Here is a 17,885-nt window from a genome sequence, read left to right on the forward strand (position 1 = left end):
TTAGGTTTGCTGTTTTACAACAGGTTATGATGGCAAGATATCCTAACGCTATATAAATACCAGAGGATGGGTTTAACTAAAAAATAGTTTACTATGGACCAAAATGTAAATCGGGTTGAAATTGAGGAGGTTGCAATTCGCTTTTGCGGAGATTCCGGCGATGGAATGCAGCTCACCGGTACCTTATTTTCCGACACTTCAGCCTTGGTTGGTAATGGTGTATCAACCTTTCCTGATTATCCTGCCGAAATTCGTGCACCGCAAGGAACGGTGAGTGGCGTTTCTGGTTTTCAGGTAAATCTGGGAAGCGTTAAAATATTTACGCCAGGCGATTACTGCGATGTCCTTGTGGCTATGAACCCTGCAGCTCTTAGGGCTAATGCCAAGTGGGTAAAAAAGGGTGGCTCAATTATTTTGGATGCTGATACCTTTAATGAGAAAGGTATCGTACGTGCTGGATTTAAAACTCTTGATCCTATTGAGGAAATGAAGCTTTCCGATTACCACGTTCTTTTTTCGCCAATTACTACGCTGACCAAGGAGAGTTTAAAGGAATCCGAGATGGATAATAAGAGTATTCTTCGTTGCAAGAATATGTTTGCTCTCGGAATGGTTTACTATATGTTTGATAGGCCAATGGAGCATACCGTGGCCTATTTTGATAAGAAATTTGGTAAAAAACCTTTTGTAGTTGCTGCAAACAAAAAGGTTCTTTACGATGGGTTCAATTATGCAAGTAATATACACGCATTACCAAGCCGCTATAGCGTTGCACCTGCTCACCAAGAAAAGGGGGTTTACCGTAATATCAATGGTAATACTGCTGTTGCTTGGGGGTTAATTGCTGCTTCCGAAAAGTCAGGATTACCTCTTTTCTGCGGATCGTATCCTATTACTCCTGCTACCGAAATTCTTTATGAACTTGCAAAGCGTAAGGACTTAGGCGTTAAAACATTACAGGCAGAGGATGAAATCGCCGGTATTTGCACCGCTATTGGTGCTTCTTTTGCTGGTAACTTTGCTGTTACCACAACCTCAGGACCTGGCCTTTCCTTAAAATCGGAGGCACTTGGTCTTGCAGTAATGACCGAATTGCCTCTTGTGATTGTTAACGTTCAGCGTGGTGGTCCATCAACTGGGTTACCTACCAAAACTGAGCAAAGCGACTTGAATCAAGCATTATGGGGAAGGAATGGAGAGTGCCCTATGGTTGTGATTGCTGCCAGCACACCTTCCAACTGCTTCGATTATGCGTTTATGTCCGGTAAGATTGCCCTTGAACATATGACCCCTGTGTTGTTGTTAACAGATGGCTTTATTGCCAATGGTTCTCAACCTTGGAAAGTGCCAAGTATGAAGGATTTTCCTTCAATAAAGGCTCCGGTTGTACCTGAAGGTAGTTTGGATTTCGCCCCTTATAAACGTAATCCCGAGACACTAGCTCGCTTCTGGGCTTTGCCTGGTACAAAGGGACTCGAGCATCGTTTAGGTGGTTTGGAAAAACAAGATGTTACCGGTTCTGTGTCGCAGGATCCTGCTAACCACGAATTAATGGTTAAGACTCGTGCTGATAAGGTTCAACGTGTGGCTAATTTTGTACCAGAGCAAGATTTGATTGGCGATAATGAGGGCGATTTGCTCGTGATTGGCTGGGGTGGTACTTATGGCCACTTGGTTAGCGCCGTGAGCAGACTTCGTGCCGATGGCAAGAAGGTAAGTTTGTGCCATATTCATTATATTAACCCACTTCCAAGAAATTTGGCCGAGATATTTAAACGGTTTAAGAAATTGGTTGTTTGTGAGTTAAATAGTGGTCAGATGGCTAATTATTTAAAGATAAATCACCAAGAATTTGAATATCATATGGTGAATAAGGTTCAAGGTCTTCCATTTACCGTGGTTGAACTTACTGAAAAATTTAACAATATTTTGGAGGGCAAATAGTCATGGCAGAAGTTGTAAAATTCACCCCGCAAGATTTCAAGAGTGATCAGGAAGTTAAATGGTGTCCAGGATGCGGTGATCATGCTATTTTGAGTTCGGTTCAAAAGGCACTACCTGAAGTTGCTTCGACACTGCACTATACCAAGGAACGGTTTGTGTTTGTTTCGGGTATTGGATGCTCTTCGCGTTTTCCTTATTACATGAACACTTACGGGTTTCATGGTATTCACGGTCGTGCTGCTGCTATTGCTACAGGAGTAAAGGTGGCGAACCCCACTCTCAGCGTTTGGGAGATTACTGGTGACGGTGATGCACTGGCCATTGGTGGGAACCACTTCATTCATGCCGTACGTCGTAATATCGATATTAATATTATTCTCTTCAATAACGAGATTTACGGTCTTACCAAAGGTCAATATTCTCCTACATCCAAGATGGGGGTTATTACCAAGACTTCACCTTTTGGAACAGTGGAGCATCCTTTTCGCCCAGGGGAACTCGTTATTGGTGCGCAAGGTAAGTTCTTCGCTCGTTCCCTCGATGCAGAAGTTAAGTTGAGTACTGAAATACTAGTTGAAGCAGCAAAGCATGATGGCACTTCGGTGGTTGAAATGCTGGTAAATTGCGTTATCTATAATGACCGTACTCATGCTAATTTTACTGACAAAGATGTACGCGAAGATCGGGTAATTGTGCTTCGACATGGAGAAAAGATGTTGTTTGGTAAGAATAAAGACAAGGGGCTTATTCTTGATGGTCAGGCACTTCGTTTAAAGGTCGTTACTGTTGGTCAAGATGGTTATACCCTTGATGATATCCTAGTTCACGATGCAACAAATCCAAATCCAGGTTTACACATGATGCTCGTTAATATGGAGTATCCTGAGTTGCCTGTTGCACTTGGGGTTATTCGTAAGGTAAAGGACACAACCTACGATGATAATGTTCGTGACCAGGTCCTTGACGTTCAGAAGAAAGCAAAGATTCACAGTATGGATGAGTTGCTTCGTAGCGGTGAGACTTGGGAAGTAAAGTAAACTTTACTTGCAAATAATATAGAATAAGGAGCCCTTCGAGGCTCCTTATTTGTTAGGTAGTAGTTCCAAATTGTTATATTTATCCAAATTCTAATACACCGTAAGATGGCTCCTCATAGTAATTATTTTCACGATGTTAATTTGGACTTTAGCGATACGCAGTTTGATCTACTGATGCAAAAGCGTATTCATAAGGTTTTGCTAATATGTTCTAGTTATGATGCCTTTATGCTGGAAGAGGATGGCCGCATTGAGGAGTTAATCTTCAATGAGTATGTCCTTCATAATCTTCGGTATCCACCTTCATTTGTTCGGGCATCTTCGGCAACAGAAGCTATTGATGTGCTTCAATCAGAGCCTATTGATCTCGTAATCTCGATGCTTAATATTGGGGAGATTGATACCTTTGAAATGGCTAAAATGATGAAGTCGATCTGCCCTCAGGTACCCATTGCTGTGCTTACCCATTTTTCTCGAGAGGTTTCACTTAAACTGGAGAAGGAAGATCTTAGCGCGGTTGATTTTGTTTTTTCTTGGCTGGGTAATTCTGAACTACTTTTATCTATTATAAAGTTGATCGAAGATAGGATGAACGCCGAACACGATATACTTGAAGTGGGCGTCCAGACGATAATCCTTGTGGAGGATTCCATACGTTACTATTCCTCTTATTTGCCACATATATATAAGGTTGTGCTTCAGCAATCCAAAATGTCGATGCGGGAGGCTTTGAATGAGCAGCAGCAGATGCTGCGTATGCGCGGTCGGCCAAAAATATTGCTGGCCACTAATTTCGAAGAGGCCAAAGAGCTGTATGATAAATATAAAGACCATCTTTTAGGCGTTATTAGCGATATTACCTATAAGATGGCCAGGGAGGATACGTTTAAAGTTAAGGCTGGATTCGAACTGTGCAGAATGGTGCGCAGCGATGATCCACATATGCCCTTTATTCTGCAATCGTCCGATAAGAGTAATAGTGAAAATGCAAGGGAATTGGGCGTAGGCTTTATCTACAAATATTCGCGAACCCTTTATAGTGAACTACGCCATTTCATTGTTAGCCAATTTGCCTTTGGCGATTTTATTTTTATTGATCCAGAAACAGGCCAAACAGTTGGACGAGCTAATAATTTAGAGGCAATGCAAGCGATAATTTTGACTATTCCCGATAGTTCCTTGCAATACCATGCGAGCCGTAACCATATATCTAAGTGGCTTTTTGCACGTGCTCTTTTCCCTGTAGCTGAGATTTTTAAGAGAATAACGCCTGAAGATTTCCAGGACTTGGTCCAAGTAAGGCAGTATATACACCAGTCGATTTCAAATTTTCGGTTTAAAGCGGGCCGTGGAGTAATTTCAAAATTCGATAGAACTACCTATAATAAGTATCTAACTTTTGCTCGCATAGGTGATGGTTCCTTGGGGGGTAAAGCTCGCGGCCTAGCCTTTATCAACAATATCCTTAATAAGCATAAACTGTTTGATAAATACCCCGGTATCCTTATTACCATTCCTCGGACGGTCGTTCTTTCTACGGATATATTTGATGAGTTTATGGAATCAAACGGCTTATCGCAGCTTGTTCTCGATGATTTATCCGACGAGGAGATTCTTCGACGGTTTCTTGACTGCCCGCTACCCGAAAAAGTAATCCCCGACCTACAGACATTTATTGGGGTGGTATCTAATCCTATAGCGGTGCGATCCTCCAGTAAACTTGAGGATTCTTACTATCAGCCATTTGCAGGGATTTATTCTACTTATATGATACCGAGAAGTTGCGACGACAAACGTGTGTTTTTGCTTCTTTGTCAGGCTATTAAGAGTGTTTATGCTTCTGTTTTTTATCGCAGCAGCAAAGCCTATATTGCCGCTACTTCCAATGTGATTGATGAGGAGAAAATGGGAATTGTGTTGCAAGAGGTAACTGGAAGTCAACATGAAAATCTGTTTTACCCTACAGTTTCGGGAGTAGCACGGTCAATCAATTTTTATCCTATTGGCTCGGAAAAAGCAGAGCATGGTATTGCCAGTATTGCTTATGGCCTAGGTAAATACATTGTTGATGGAGGTATTTCCCTTCGGTTTTCACCACGATTCCCTAAAAAGGTGCTTCAACTCAGCACACCAGAGATGGCCTTGCGTGATACTCAAAAGATATTCTTTGGCCTTGACCTTTCCCCTGAAACATTTGTGCCTTCCACTGACGATGGTGTTAATCTACGTAAAATGGAAATTGCTGATGCTCCAGAAGATAGTGTCAGGCATGTGGCTTCTTCTTACGATCACCAGAGTGGGGTTATTATGGATACTTTATCTGGGCTTGGCCCTCGTGTGGTTACCTTTTCGAATATTCTTAAGCATAAAACCTTTCCTCTGGCCGAAATACTTGCTGAATTACTGGAAATAGGACAGCGAGAAATGAATAACTCTATCGAAATTGAGTTTGCCATTAATTTGGAAACCCCCAAAGGGCAACCAAAAGTCTTTAGTTTCCTCCAGATTCGTCCAATTGTTGAGGCAGATCAACTGGAAGAGTTTTCTTGGGATGGAGTTGATCTTTCCAAAGCCCTCGTGTATTCCGAATCGGCATTGGGCAATGGTCGAATCCACAATATCGTTGACTTTATTTACGTGAAGCCTGAGTCCTTTGATGCAGCAAAATCGATGGAAATTGCTGCAGAAATGGAGGAACTAAACGCCAGATTTATACAACTCAAGCGGAACTACGTGCTTGTCGGACCCGGAAGATGGGGGTCAAGCGATTCTTGGCTGGGTATTCCCGTAAAATGGTCGCAGATATCAGAGGCAAGGGTGATTGTAGAGGCTGGTCAGAAAAATTTCCGCGTCGACCCAAGTCAGGGTACGCACTTTTTTCAAAATCTCACCGCTTTTGGCATCGGCTACCTCACCATTAATCCGTTTTTGGGGGATGGAGTATTCAATCAGGACCTGCTGGACTCTATGCCCACCGAGTATGAGTCGGATCAGATACGTTGGGTTCGCTTTGACAATCCTCTTGACATCATTATTGATGGTAAGAAAAGCAGAGGCTTGTTACTGCAGAATACCGAAATGGAAAAACCTTCAGAATAGTATTCTTTAACATGCTCTTTTCATTTGATAAATCGTTAATAACCATTTAAATTTACAGAGTAATTGTAAGCGTAAATCGTTTGCGCTTGAATTACTCAAACGTATTCTTCCAAAAAACTAAAAACCTTTAAGCGATGAATGTACAGAAATTAATGTCCGAGCTTGAAAAAAAGCACCCAGGCGAAAGAGAATACCTCCAAGCAGTGCACGAGGTATTAGAGTCAATTGAAGAAATTTATAACCAACACCCAGAATTTGAGTCTGCAAAGATCATCGAGAGATTGGTTGAGCCAGATAGATCATTCACTTATAGAGTGGCTTGGGTAGATGATGAAGGAACTGTTCAAGTTAACCTTGCTTACCGTTTCCAATTTAATAATGCGATTGGACCTTATAAAGGTGGTTTGAGGTTTCACCCAAGTGTAACTCCTAGTATTCTTAAATTCTTAGGTTTCGAGCAGACCTTTAAGAATGCACTTACCACACTTCCTATGGGTGGTGCAAAGGGTGGTTCCGATTTCAATCCAAAGGGTAAGAGCGATGGTGAAATAATGCGTTTTTGCCAAGCCTTTATGACCGAATTATGGAGAGTGATTGGTCCTCAAACCGACGTTCCTGCTGGTGATATTGGAGTTGGTGGTCGCGAAATTGGATACCTTTACGGTATGTACCGCAAACTTGCTCAAGAAAATACTGGTGTTCTTACCGGAAAAAGTTTAACATGGGGCGGTTCACTTATTCGTCCTGAAGCTACTGGATTTGGTGGTATTTACTTTGTTGAGGCCATGCTTGCTACCCGCAAGACGAACTTTAAGGGTAAAACTGTATCTGTATCTGGTTTCGGTAACGTGGCTTGGGGTGCTGCTCTTAAGGCTACAGAAAAGGGTGCTAAGGTTATCGCTCTTTCTGGTCCTGACGGCTACATCTTTGATGAGGCTGGTATGACCCAAGAGAAGATTGCATACATGCTTGATCTCCGTAATTCGAATCAAGATGTTGTTGCTCCTTACGCAACGAAGTTCCCAGGTGCTAAGTTTGTAGCTGGTAAGAAACCTTGGGAAGTTAAGGTTGATATCGCTCTTCCTTGCGCAACCCAGAATGAACTTAACGGTGACGACGCTCAAACTCTTCTTAAGAATGGCGTTATGTGCGTTGGCGAAATCTCCAACATGGGTTGTACTCCAGAAGCTATTGCTGCATTTATTAAAGCTAAGATTCTATATGCTCCAGGAAAGGCAGTTAATGCAGGTGGCGTAGCTACATCTGGTCTTGAAATGAGCCAAAATAGCATGAAACTAAGCTGGTCAGCTGAAGAAGTTGATGCTAAACTACAATCAATTATGCACAGCATTCATGTGGCATGTGTTGAACATGGTACAGGTAAGGATGGATTCATTAACTACGTTAATGGTGCAAACATTGCAGGCTTCATGAAAGTTGCGAAAGCAATGGTTGAGCAAGGTGTTATTTAATTGTACACTTAGCAACTAAATATTTGGGGGGACTTCGGTCCCCTCTTTTATTATGGGGCCAATGAACTCCATCCGAATCTTTTTGTTATTCAGTTCAAAATACACATACTAAGATGGAAACGGTAAGAACAAAGTATATTGGAGATCTTCGAACAGAAGCAACTCATGTGCGCTCGAGTGTGAAAATTACCACTGATGCGCCAGTTGATAATCAGGGAAAAGGAGAGTTTTTTTCACCTACCGATTTATTAGCTACTTCTTTGGGAAGTTGTATGCTTACTATTATGGGAATATCGGCTCGAACTCATGGGTTCAATATCGATGGAACTGAGGTAAGTATTACTAAAGTTATGGGAACTGAACCGAGAAGGGTTGTTGAGGTGGTTGTGGAGCTTACATTTCCTCACAACAACTACTCTGCCAAGGAGCGGAAGTTGCTTCAACTTTCGGCTAAGGAGTGTCCTGTTGCTAATAGCTTACACCCAGATCTAAAACAGAATATTATTTTCAAGTTTAAGGAATAAAAAAAGGCGGGGTAACCCGCCTTTCTTTATAGTGATTGAATGCTTTCGGCTTCAACCTTTTCGATTTTCTTAACCAAACCTTGCAACACTGCACCAGGGCCTAACTCGGTGAAGAAGGTAGCACCATCGGCAACCATGTTCTTAACGCTTTGGGTCCAGCGAACTGGTGCTGTGAGTTGAGCAACCAAGTTCTTCTTAATAACTTCCGGATCCAAAACTGCTTGTGCCGTAGCATTCTGATAGATTGGGCAAATGGGCTTGCTTACGGTAGTAGCAATAATTGCTTCTTCCAATTCTTTGCGAGCTGGTTCCATAAGCGGGGAGTGAAAGGCACCGCCTACTTTAAGCGGTAGAGCACGTTTTGCCCCTGCTTCTTTCATCTTTTCGCAGGCAATCTCAATCCCTTTCATTGATCCACTAATAACCAACTGGCCAGGGCTGTTGTAGTTTGCAGGAACGACTACTTCATCAATGGATTGGCAAATTTGCTCAACCTTTTCGTCCTCAAGGCCTAGGATTGCGGCCATGGTTGATGGCTCAATCTCGCAGGCCTTTTGCATGGCCATTGCACGCTTATACACTAGACGGAGACCATCTTCAAAGGTTAGTGCTCCAGCAGAAACGAGTGCGGAGAACTCTCCCAATGAGTGTCCTGCCACCATTTCGGGCTTAAAGTTTGAACCCAAAGATTTTGCCAGTATAACCGAATGCAAAAATATTGCTGGTTGCGTTACTTTAGTTTGGCGCAAATCCTCATCGGTGCCTGTAAACATTAAGTCGGTTATGCGAAATCCAAGAATTTCATTTGCTTTCTCAAAAAGCTCTTTGGCTGCGGGGTTGTTATCGTAAAGATCTTTTCCCATGCCTACAAATTGGGCTCCCTGTCCGGGAAACACGTATGCCTTCATAGCAGTTTTGTTAGTTACTCGACAAATTTAATACAAATTCTAATTAGCTTGCTCCCATAATTAGTGAATGTAGTAAATTGCCTAAACATAAATACCCAAAGACCTATGAGAACAATTATACTTGTTGTTACCTTTTGCTTTGCTTCTCTTACTATGTCTGCCCAAGTGCTTAAAATTGGAAATCGTGAATTTGGGTTTGTCTATGCAGGACCTAAAATTGGATTGGGTTTTTCCAGGATTTCCAATGCGGATGAATCTTTTGGTGGGAGTGAGGTGAAATTTCGTACCGGTTTGGAGTTAGGGATTGTTGGAAAGATTGGTATTACCGATAGACTTTCCATTCAGCCGGAACTAACTTTCTTGCAGCGCGGCGTGAAAACCGATAATAATGGGTTTGAAAGTAAGTATAAGGTTAGCTATCTTAGTATTCCAGTCTTGGCTAAGTATTCACTTAAGGCATTGGGTTTCGCTAAGATTCATGCGATAGGAGGCGTGTATTCCAGCGTAAGGACAGGGGGAGAGGTTGAGTTTAAGGATGCGGCAGGTACTTCTACACAAAAACTCGATAATTCCGGATGGCGTCGAATGGACTATGGTTTTTCTGTTGGAGTTGGGGCCGAGTTGCCTAAGACTAAAGGCACATGGGTGTTCGATATTCGTTATGACTACAGCATAATGGATGTGCACAAGAGTGATGATACCTATAATTCGAACAGAACGATTGGTGCCTCTGTTACCTATCTCTTTGATTTTGTTGACTTATACAAGAGAATGAAAGATACGAAAAAAAAGACGGTTGCTGCTGGTAATTAAATCATTGGCATAATATAAAAAAAAGAAAAGGGCAGTTGTTTAGCCCTTTTTCTAGTTTTCCTAGTGTAACTTGACTCCAATTAGGTGTATGAATTCCTCCCTAGTTTTATTGTGTGAAAGGAAGGCACCCGTAAATGCAGATGTGGTGGTGGATGAGTTTTGCTTCTGTACACCACGCATTTGCATACACATATGGCTTGCCTCAATCACTACGGCAACTCCTAACGGCTTTAGCGTTTCTTGAATTGCATCGCGAATTTGAACTGTTAACCTTTCTTGTACCTGCAATCTGCGAGCAAACGCATCAACGACTCTTGCTATCTTACTTAGTCCTGTTATGTATCCATTAGGTATATAAGCAACATGCGCTTTACCGTAAAATGGAATCATGTGATGCTCGCACATCGAGTACAACTCGATGTCTTTTACAATAACCATCTGTTGGTAATCTTCCTTAAACTTTGCCTTACGCAGAATCTCGGTGGGGTCGGTATTGTAACCTTGAGCTAGAAATTGCATCGCTTTTGCAACTCTTACGGGTGTATCCAATAACCCTTCTCTGTCGGGATCCTCGCCAATTAGTGAAAGAATGGATTTGTAGTGCTCAGCTATGAGTCTTGTTTTCTCAGGGTTCCATCGCTCAATTTTTGCGTAACCCTCGTTCTCGTTGATGCTGGTGCCATTATTAATTATTTCCATATATAACTGGTGTTAATTTCCGTAGTATTCTGCCGAATTGTTCTCTGTTTCCTCAACTCTGACGCAATGCAAAGTTGCACCTTTTTCTTCAATCAATGGCGCAATTACTTCCCAAATTGCTATGGTTAAATTTTCGGTAGAGGCTATTTTCCCTCGCATGAAATCAACCTCAAGGTTCATGTTCTTATGGTCGATCTTTTCAATAATCTCAGTTTTGAGAATCGTGCTCAAATCTTTGAGGTTCATGGCGAATCCAACCTTTTGGTTTACTTGGGCCTTAACCGTTACGAAGAGAATGTAATTGTGCCCATGCCAATTAGGATTAGAGCACTTTCCATATACATTATAGTTTTCATCGTTCGAAAGTTCTGGTCGGAAGAGTCGATGAGCTGCATTGAATCTTTCCCTTCGGGTTATGAGTACTTCTGCCATACTAATGTTGTCAATTATTCAGGTTGAATTGATCTCGAAACATATAACTAAAGGTAAACTTTTTTGGCATCTATACCAAACTGGTTTTGTTTTTACGTCAAACCTAGGTCGCAAATTTATATTGCTTTGGTTTGTCTACATTATAACATGTAGATCCTTCAAGTGTTCATTGTATGGCTAGAATGATTATACAGCCACAACTGTTTCGATCATCTGGTTAACATGGGGCTGATGCAGAGCATGGCTATCTTTAACTATTCGATATCTGCCTTTTGATCGCCTTGATTAATTAAATCGGAATAATGGGAGTGCCTTTAGGGATAGGAATTTCGATTAGTAGGTCGCTTGGGGTTTTCAATAAGATATTTGTCGTGGCAAAATACGTTCACATTATAATCAGTATCTTTGATGCGCGATGTGTTACGTTTAATTGGTCAAAACTTTGGATGTTAACACTAGGCGTTGGAATCGTTTTCGCTTTTTGTTGAATTGTTAAATTGATTGCTATGATCGTAGTTACAGGCGCTGCAGGTTTTATTGGTAGTGGTTTAGTGGCAAGGCTAAACTTAGAAGGTTACAATGATATTGTTTTGGTTGATGATTTTTCGCGAGCCGATAAAAACAAAAATTTTGAGGGGAAGACTTATTCCGAGATGGTTGATCGGGAAACTTTTCATACTTGGTTGCAGGAAAATCATGCACAAGTGGAGTTTGTGTTTCACCTTGGAGCTCGTACTAATACGGCTGAATTTGATAAAGCAATCTTTGATAAGCTAAACCTTGGCTATTCTCAAATGATATGGAATGCCTGTGTGGAATATGGGCTTCCAGTGGTTTATGCCTCTTCGGCTGCAACCTATGGAATGGGAGAGCATGGCTATAGCGACGATCATGCCATAATTCCTCAGTTGAAACCATTGAACCCATACGGCGATTCGAAAAATGATTTCGATAAGTGGGCCTTAGTTCAACCCAAACAGCCTTTCTTTTGGGCAGGACTCAAGTTTTTCAATGTTTATGGCCCCAATGAGTTTCACAAGAGTCGAATGGCCTCGGTTATTTTCCATTCGTATAATCAAATTAAGGCTTCAGGCAAAATGAAGCTGTTCCGCTCGCATAACCCAAAATTTAGTGATGGTGGGCAAATGCGTGATTTTGTTTATGTTAAAGATCTTTGTGATGTGATGTTCTTTCTCATGCTGCATCGAAAGGATTCGGGTATCTATAACATGGGAACAGGAAAGGCTCGTACGTTCTTGGATCTGACCAAGGCCACTTTTAAGGCCATGGATGTTGCAGAGGATATAGGTTTTGTTGACACCCCCGCTGATATTCGCGATAAGTATCAATATTTTACCGAAGCCGATATGAGTAAACTTCGATCCATCGGATATGCAGAACCATTCACCTCTCTGGAGGAAGGTGTTGCCGATTATGTCAAAAACTACTTAATCCCGGGCAAATACTGGTAAATCTCCATATGTTAAAACTCTGCTCTTAAGGCAGAGTTTTTAATTTCTGGTTGGTAGATTTTGTAAGTCAACTACAAGGGCGTCAATTTCACTGCTAGTGAGCCCTTTTTCTTTGGCTAAATCTTCAATAGTTCCCCATATGGGTTCACCACACTTGATGCAGCGAATTCCTTTGTCGCAAAGGTATTTTACAGATAAGGGCACATTAGTGATTACATCCTCTACGGTGGTGGCTTTTGTTATTTTCATGTTTTTTTTCTTTGTTATTGGTTACAATTTCCGAAAAAATAGTGTAAATTGTATTAAAATATACGGATTAAATTGGTCGTTAATAAAAAGAGTGTTCGTCGATCTCGAAAGCCATTTTTTGGCAAACTTTCAAAGTTAACCGGATCTGTCGATTCGCTTGATGGGAAGTGGCATGTTGATTTTTTTGAGGTAAGGTATTATTTCCTTGGTGTTGAGCTGTTCTCCCAAACCAAAGAGACTGTGGTGACCAATAAATCTTCCTCTTAACCCCGTTTTTACTGGCTATTTGTCTATTGTTGCGAGGTTTGTACCTCTCGTTGGGTATTTTGTTTTAATATTGGTTGAGATTCTCTCCTCACCATGAACTTTTTCGTTTTGTTGTTGTTTTTATTTTAGAATGATTCTTAATAACAACAAAACTTTAGCATTATGCCATTCGAACTACCTAAATTACCTTACGATTATAACGCATTGGAGCCTTACATCGATGTCACAACCATGGAGATTCACCATTCCAAGCATCATGGCGCATATACTAGTAACCTAAACAGCGCAATCCTTGGGACTGAGTTGGAAAATATGTCATTGGATGATATCCTTAAAGACATATCGAAACGTCCCGTGGCTGTTAGGAACAATGGTGGAGGATACTACAATCATAATCTTTTTTGGACAATACTTTCACCAAATGGTGGTGGAGAGCCTACTGGCGACATTGCCAAAGCTATCAATTCTCAATTCGGTTCATTTGCTGCTTTCAAGGAGGAGTTTAATAAAGCGGCGTTGAGTCGTTTTGGTTCTGGTTGGGCGTGGTTGGTCGATGTGCAGGGACGGCTTGTCATAAGCTCTACACCTAACCAAGATAATCCCAAAATGGATGTGGCAGAGTTGAAAGGATATCCAATATTTGGTATAGATGTATGGGAACATGCTTACTATTTGAAGTATCAAAACCGAAGAAATGAATATATTGCTGCATTTTGGTCGCTAATAAATTGGGATGAGATTAATCGTCGCTATAGCTGTATATAGATCTTTTGATTGTTTATGTTTTTTGGGTTAGATGAGTTGATTAGCCGGCTGCAATGCCGGCTTTTCTTTTGTCTCTTTTATCTTGGTTATTGATCCTGTTTACCCTAACTTTGTTTACAAACTTTTAATAGGGAAAGCCATGATACACGAATTGCCTAAATTACCCTACAGTATTGATGCACTTGAGCCACATTTGAGCAAAAAAACTTTTGAGTTTCACTACGGCAAGCATCATCAAGCTTATGTAACAAACCTGAATAATCTCATTGTTGGGTCGAAGTTTGAGAATGCCACTCTCGAAACAATAATTCGCGAAGGTGACGGTGGAATATTCAATAATGGAGCACAAGTATGGAACCATACTTTCTATTTTTTTCAATTTTCGTCAGAACCATTGCTGATGCCTTCGGGGCCTTTAGCCAAGGCCATTGATGCATCGTTTGGATCATTGCCTGAGTTTAAGGAGCAGTTCAATAAGGCTTGTGCTACACTCTTTGGATCGGGATGGGTTTGGCTTGCTAAAAACCCCCAAGGAAAACTTGAGATCATTCAAGAGTCAAATGCTGGAAATCCTTTGCGACAAGGGTTGGTGCCACTTTTAACCTGTGATGTATGGGAGCATGCCTATTACCTCGATCAACAAAACAGGAAGCCTGACTATATTCAAGCATTTTGGAATGTACTCGACTGGAAAATAATTGAAGGTCGATTCTAACTTACCTTTTTCCTAAAACTGCCACTTTTATCGATGGCAGTTTTTTGTTTTTGAGTATTTATCTTGCTGGTATATTTACCGTTAAAATCGATTTTTTTATGAACCTTTCGAAAATTGTTGTTAAGAATCGAAGCTATCGCAGGTTTTATCAGGAAAGGCCTGTTTTGGAATCGAACTTGCTCTCGCTTGTCGATTTGGCTAGATTGTCGCCTTCCGGCAGAAACTTACAACCATTAAAGTATTGCATAATCAACGATGCCGAAACCTGTGCACAGTTATTCCCTTTGCTGGCTTGGGCTGGATACTTAAAAGACTGGGCTGGGCCCGAAGAGGGTGAGAGGCCATCGGCCTATATTGTGATGGTTGAGGATACTTCTATCGCCGCAGAAAGTGCACATGATCAAGGTATCTCCGCGCAAAGCATCATGCTTGGTGCTGTAGAATTAGGATTTGGGGGCTGTATGATCGCCTCCATAAAGCGCAAAGAAATTTCGGAATTGCTAAACTTCAGCGAAAACTTAAAACCGGTATTGGTGCTCGCCTTAGGTGTACCCAAAGAAGTAGTTTGCATTGATCCAATGCCGGCCAATGGTGATGTTAAGTATTGGAGGGATGAGCATCAGGTGCACCATGTCCCCAAAAGATTGTTGTCGGAAATTATCTTGAAGAAATAAGTGAATGCCCTGATATTTCAGGGCATTCACATTGATTATTGTTTCGTGTTGAAGTATCCAATTATTTCAAGGAATTGTTCCGATTGGCTGGTTAACTCTTCTGCCGATGTTGCCATTTCCTCAGCTGATGCCGCATTTTCCTGGGTAATCTCGTTGAGTTGCTGTATTGCGTTGTTTACTTGTTCCGCTCCCAATGCCTGTTCTGCCGAGGCTGCTGAAATTTCTTGAACTAAGTTGGTGGTCTTTTCCATCTCCGGCATTATAGATTCGGCTAAACTGGCTGATTTTTCCGAGAGTGAAACTCCTTGTTTTGATAGTAAAACGATTTCGTCGGCAGCAATTTTACTTCGTTCGGCAAGTTTTCGAACCTCTGCCGCTACAACTGCAAACCCACGACCTTGCTCACCAGCCCTTGCTGCTTCCACCGCCGCATTTAAAGCCAAAATATTGGTTTGAAATGCGATGTCGGTTATTATCTTTATTTTCTCTGCGATTAGTTTCACCGCTTGCATGCTATCAAGGGCTGACGCCTTTACTTGAGCCATGTTGATTGTAGCAGAAGTAGCAATCTTTTCAGTTTGCCGCGCATTCTCCGAAACCTGATTGATATTCGAAACCATCTCTTCCATTGATGAGGAGATTTGCTCTACTGCCGATGCTTGTGTGTTGGCACCGTGGCTTAACTGTTGTGAACTAATGCTGAACTGCTGGCTTGCATCCGCTATGCTTGTAGCACCTGTATCAATTTGGGTCACAACCTCTCGTAGCTTAACAGTCATACGGTTTAGTGCATTTGCAAGTTCTCCCACCTCATCGTTCTGGTCGATGGCGAGGCTAGTCCTAAGGTCTCCATCTGCTACCGTGTTCGAAAACATTACTCCTTTTTGCAGTGGTTTGGTTATCGATCGGCTAAAAATCGAGAGAACCACAATGAAAATCACTAAAGTGAAAAAGACCGTTAGAACAACAAGGTTCCTCAGTGCTTTTATTGGCGCATAAACTTCCTGAGTTGCTACCGAAATGATTACAAATGAATCAATGTTGGCAACGTATTTTGAGAAGTAAAGAGTATTTTCACCCTTGCTGTCTTTCTCTTCAAACGTATTGATACCGTCTCCCTTTTCGGTGTTTAAGCGCGTAAAGTAGGTCTCCTTTGCAACATTGCTGCCCTCGACAGTTGGATGTATATACACCTCGCCACTGGAGTTGATAAGGGATAAAAAACCACTTTGTAAAATTTGCTGAGAGGCGAAAGCAGTTTTCAGCTGATCGATATCTTTCTCCTTAACTCCAGTGTAAAGCATTCCTGCTATTTTGTTGCTTATTTTTATAGGGGTATAGTTGGCAAGGTACCAATTATCCACTACCAATGCTCTTCCTTTGTAGGATTGGCCTTGCTCGATGGCCTGTACTACTGGGGAGTTATTGGGTATGTAAGTGCCTACTGCTCTGTTGCCACTTGAGTTCGTTACGTTAGTAGAAATGCGCAGGTAGCCTTTGCTGGTTTTCTGAAAAATGGTTGCGCTGCCTCCGGTTAACTCCTTGATCTTATCTACAAGGTTGAAATTCTGGTAGAGCGATTTTCCGGCCAGTTGAAGTGGGAAAATGGTTTCTGATGATTGCTGATTGCTGACTTGATCAGTAACTTCTGTAGTCACCGGTGTTCCTGAAAATGTTGTTGTTCCTGAACTGTAGTAGAGATCCTCAAAAACTTTAGTGTAGGAGTTCACTTTTTCTTGATTTGAGGTGACTTGTGTATTAACCAATACGGTCATGTTGTTAACCAATTGGGTTATGTTCGTGTTGAGGTCGGTTAGTAGCCTCGTTTTCTGGTTTAAGTAAGTGAATGTACCAAGAAATGTAATGATTATTAGTGCCATTGACCCTACAACTAGGTTTAGCCTTACATTGAGTTTGATGTCAGTTACTTTCATAGATTTTTTTGTGTTAAATATATGGGATTAAACGCAGGATAATTTTTAATGGGCTCTTTCTATGAGCGTATTTTGATGGACCAATAAATTCTTACCACCAACAGGTGGTATTGATTGTTTAAAGTTTTGCAGTCTCATTAATACTGTATAAACTTGCATGTAAAATGAGTTTATACACAGATGTCCAAGAAAAAGGATAGATTTCAGGAAATTGGGAGGTTGATTGCTTCCGAGAAAATTCACACCCAAGAGGGACTTCTCGAAAATCTCTCGAAAAACGGTTACGATGTAACTCAAGCTACTTTGTCGCGCGATTTAAAGGAGATAGGAGTAGCCAAAGTTCCCGATAATGAGATGGGCTATGTGTATGTAATGCCCAATAGTATTAGCCAAGCATCCAAGCATATGTCGATGGTTAATTTGCCGGTGGAGAGCGTAATTTGGGTGGAGTTTACCCATAGTTTTGCAGTATTAAAAACTCATTCAGGATTTGCCAGCAGCGTTGCAATGTTTATTGACCATGCAAAAATGCCTGAGATTATTGGTACTCTGGCTGGCGACGATACTATTCTTGTTATAAATCGAGATAATTATGCTCGTAAGGATATTCTTGCGGCACTTAGGCGTCTTTTCCCTGGGTTAAAGGAGCACTAGTCTCGTAGCTTAACGTTGACGGAAAATATTAACTCCATTTTGGATCGGGTGAGAGTTCCTGACTACGACATTAATCTCAATAAACACCCCGCAGAATGAGTCGTTAGTTGGGCTAGTCTGTCTAATTTTTGGTAAAATGCTACTCATCCTTTTTTACTTAATTGTTGGCTCGTTCAACTTCAGCTAAAACACCAACAATTTTTCGAACCGAACTATATAGTTCCAAG

The 17,885-nt window shown here is 41.4% G+C and carries 16 protein-coding genes; 11 read left to right on the forward strand and 5 right to left on the reverse strand.

All coding sequences use genetic code 11. The features are described 5' to 3' along the window. The first annotated feature begins 93 nt into the window (after window positions 1-93). The 5 genes from BLS65_RS04920 to BLS65_RS04940 all read left to right on the forward strand — a co-directional run bounded on the left by BLS65_RS04920 (window position 94) and on the right by BLS65_RS04940 (window position 8,076). Complete coding sequence (locus BLS65_RS04920) at window positions 94-1,944, forward strand: 2-oxoacid:acceptor oxidoreductase subunit alpha (protein ID WP_092436480.1); 1,851 nt, start codon at window positions 94-96, stop codon at window positions 1,942-1,944. 2 nt (window positions 1,945-1,946) lie between these two features. Further along, window positions 1,947-2,981, forward strand: coding sequence for a 2-oxoacid:ferredoxin oxidoreductase subunit beta (locus BLS65_RS04925; RefSeq protein ID WP_092436482.1), 1,035 nt, complete (start codon window positions 1,947-1,949; stop codon window positions 2,979-2,981). A 105-nt stretch (window positions 2,982-3,086) separates the two neighbouring features. Next, a complete protein-coding gene (locus BLS65_RS04930) occupies window positions 3,087-6,080 on the forward strand; it encodes a PEP/pyruvate-binding domain-containing protein (protein WP_092436484.1) in 2,994 nt (997 codons plus the stop codon). A 134-nt stretch (window positions 6,081-6,214) separates the two neighbouring features. Further along, window positions 6,215-7,552, forward strand: a complete 1,338-nt coding sequence (gdhA, locus tag BLS65_RS04935; RefSeq protein WP_092436486.1) for an NADP-specific glutamate dehydrogenase — start codon at window positions 6,215-6,217, stop codon at window positions 7,550-7,552. A 113-nt stretch (window positions 7,553-7,665) separates the two neighbouring features. Next, entirely contained in the window at window positions 7,666-8,076 is a 411-nt protein-coding gene (locus BLS65_RS04940) for an OsmC family protein (RefSeq protein ID WP_092436488.1), read from the forward strand. 26 nt (window positions 8,077-8,102) lie between these two features. On the opposite strand, the gene fabD is transcribed toward BLS65_RS04940, so the two are convergent. Then, window positions 8,103-8,984, reverse strand: a complete 882-nt coding sequence (fabD, locus tag BLS65_RS04945) for an ACP S-malonyltransferase (protein ID WP_092436490.1) — start codon at window positions 8,982-8,984, stop codon at window positions 8,103-8,105. Between the two features lie 105 nt (window positions 8,985-9,089). Here fabD and BLS65_RS04950 point away from each other — a divergent pair, with 105 nt between their 5' ends. Next, window positions 9,090-9,797, forward strand: coding sequence for a porin family protein (locus BLS65_RS04950; protein WP_092436492.1), 708 nt, complete (start codon window positions 9,090-9,092; stop codon window positions 9,795-9,797). Window positions 9,798-9,857: 60 nt separating this feature from the next. Here BLS65_RS04950 and folE read toward each other — a convergent pair whose 3' ends face one another. Together folE and BLS65_RS04960 are read right to left on the reverse strand one after the other, a co-directional pair. Further along, window positions 9,858-10,496: a GTP cyclohydrolase I FolE gene (gene folE / locus BLS65_RS04955; protein WP_092436494.1), complete on the reverse strand. Its 639-nt coding sequence runs from the start codon at window positions 10,494-10,496 to the stop codon at window positions 9,858-9,860. Window positions 10,497-10,508: 12 nt separating this feature from the next. Next, complete coding sequence (locus BLS65_RS04960; RefSeq protein WP_092436496.1) at window positions 10,509-10,928, reverse strand: 6-pyruvoyl trahydropterin synthase family protein; 420 nt, start codon at window positions 10,926-10,928, stop codon at window positions 10,509-10,511. 506 nt (window positions 10,929-11,434) lie between these two features. Here BLS65_RS04960 and rfaD point away from each other — a divergent pair. Further along, a complete protein-coding gene (gene rfaD, locus BLS65_RS04965; RefSeq protein WP_092436498.1) occupies window positions 11,435-12,400 on the forward strand; it encodes an ADP-glyceromanno-heptose 6-epimerase in 966 nt (321 codons plus the stop codon). Window positions 12,401-12,439: 39 nt separating this feature from the next. Here the strand turns inward: rfaD and BLS65_RS04970 are convergent, their stop codons facing one another. Next, window positions 12,440-12,649 carry a DUF1858 domain-containing protein gene (locus BLS65_RS04970; RefSeq protein ID WP_092436500.1) on the reverse strand — a complete coding sequence of 70 codons (210 nt, stop codon included), beginning with the start codon at window positions 12,647-12,649 and terminating at the stop codon, window positions 12,440-12,442. Window positions 12,650-13,078: 429 nt separating this feature from the next. On the opposite strand from BLS65_RS04970, the gene BLS65_RS04980 reads away from it, so the two are divergent. From BLS65_RS04980 to BLS65_RS04990, 3 genes are all read left to right on the forward strand, one after another. Next, window positions 13,079-13,681: a superoxide dismutase gene (locus BLS65_RS04980; protein WP_092436504.1), complete on the forward strand. Its 603-nt coding sequence runs from the start codon at window positions 13,079-13,081 to the stop codon at window positions 13,679-13,681. A gap of 139 nt (window positions 13,682-13,820) precedes the next feature. After that, window positions 13,821-14,396 carry a superoxide dismutase gene (locus tag BLS65_RS04985; RefSeq protein ID WP_092436526.1) on the forward strand — a complete coding sequence of 192 codons (576 nt, stop codon included), beginning with the start codon at window positions 13,821-13,823 and terminating at the stop codon, window positions 14,394-14,396. 98 nt (window positions 14,397-14,494) lie between these two features. Beyond that, entirely contained in the window at window positions 14,495-15,070 is a 576-nt protein-coding gene (locus tag BLS65_RS04990) for a nitroreductase family protein (RefSeq protein ID WP_092436527.1), read from the forward strand. 35 nt (window positions 15,071-15,105) lie between these two features. Here BLS65_RS04990 and BLS65_RS04995 read toward each other — a convergent pair whose 3' ends face one another. Continuing rightward, complete coding sequence (locus BLS65_RS04995; RefSeq protein ID WP_092436506.1) at window positions 15,106-17,004, reverse strand: methyl-accepting chemotaxis protein; 1,899 nt, start codon at window positions 17,002-17,004, stop codon at window positions 15,106-15,108. A gap of 180 nt (window positions 17,005-17,184) precedes the next feature. Between BLS65_RS04995 and argR the strand changes: the two genes are divergently transcribed. Then, window positions 17,185-17,658: an arginine repressor gene (gene argR, locus BLS65_RS05000; RefSeq protein WP_092436508.1), complete on the forward strand. Its 474-nt coding sequence runs from the start codon at window positions 17,185-17,187 to the stop codon at window positions 17,656-17,658. The last annotated feature ends 227 nt before the right edge of the window (window positions 17,659-17,885 follow it).

Source organism: Williamwhitmania taraxaci (assembly GCF_900096565.1).
Taxonomy (GTDB): domain Bacteria; phylum Bacteroidota; class Bacteroidia; order Bacteroidales; family Williamwhitmaniaceae; genus Williamwhitmania; species Williamwhitmania taraxaci.

What these genes read in the sequence shown, in the direction of transcription:
- BLS65_RS04920 (WP_092436480.1), top strand. Translation starts at nt 94, where the DNA reads ATGGACCAAAATGTAAATCGGGTTGAAATTGAGGAGGTTGCAATTCGC.
- BLS65_RS04925 (WP_092436482.1), top strand. Translation starts at nt 1,947, where the DNA reads ATGGCAGAAGTTGTAAAATTCACCCCGCAAGATTTCAAGAGTGATCAG.
- BLS65_RS04930 (WP_092436484.1), top strand. Translation starts at nt 3,087, where the DNA reads ATGGCTCCTCATAGTAATTATTTTCACGATGTTAATTTGGACTTTAGC.
- gdhA (WP_092436486.1), top strand. Translation starts at nt 6,215, where the DNA reads ATGAATGTACAGAAATTAATGTCCGAGCTTGAAAAAAAGCACCCAGGC.
- BLS65_RS04940 (WP_092436488.1), top strand. Translation starts at nt 7,666, where the DNA reads ATGGAAACGGTAAGAACAAAGTATATTGGAGATCTTCGAACAGAAGCA.
- fabD (WP_092436490.1), bottom strand. Translation starts at nt 8,984, where the DNA reads ATGAAGGCATACGTGTTTCCCGGACAGGGAGCCCAATTTGTAGGCATG.
- BLS65_RS04950 (WP_092436492.1), top strand. Translation starts at nt 9,090, where the DNA reads ATGAGAACAATTATACTTGTTGTTACCTTTTGCTTTGCTTCTCTTACT.
- folE (WP_092436494.1), bottom strand. Translation starts at nt 10,496, where the DNA reads ATGGAAATAATTAATAATGGCACCAGCATCAACGAGAACGAGGGTTAC.
- BLS65_RS04960 (WP_092436496.1), bottom strand. Translation starts at nt 10,928, where the DNA reads ATGGCAGAAGTACTCATAACCCGAAGGGAAAGATTCAATGCAGCTCAT.
- rfaD (WP_092436498.1), top strand. Translation starts at nt 11,435, where the DNA reads ATGATCGTAGTTACAGGCGCTGCAGGTTTTATTGGTAGTGGTTTAGTG.
- BLS65_RS04970 (WP_092436500.1), bottom strand. Translation starts at nt 12,649, where the DNA reads ATGAAAATAACAAAAGCCACCACCGTAGAGGATGTAATCACTAATGTG.
- BLS65_RS04980 (WP_092436504.1), top strand. Translation starts at nt 13,079, where the DNA reads ATGCCATTCGAACTACCTAAATTACCTTACGATTATAACGCATTGGAG.
- BLS65_RS04985 (WP_092436526.1), top strand. Translation starts at nt 13,821, where the DNA reads ATGATACACGAATTGCCTAAATTACCCTACAGTATTGATGCACTTGAG.
- BLS65_RS04990 (WP_092436527.1), top strand. Translation starts at nt 14,495, where the DNA reads ATGAACCTTTCGAAAATTGTTGTTAAGAATCGAAGCTATCGCAGGTTT.
- BLS65_RS04995 (WP_092436506.1), bottom strand. Translation starts at nt 17,004, where the DNA reads ATGAAAGTAACTGACATCAAACTCAATGTAAGGCTAAACCTAGTTGTA.
- argR (WP_092436508.1), top strand. Translation starts at nt 17,185, where the DNA reads ATGTCCAAGAAAAAGGATAGATTTCAGGAAATTGGGAGGTTGATTGCT.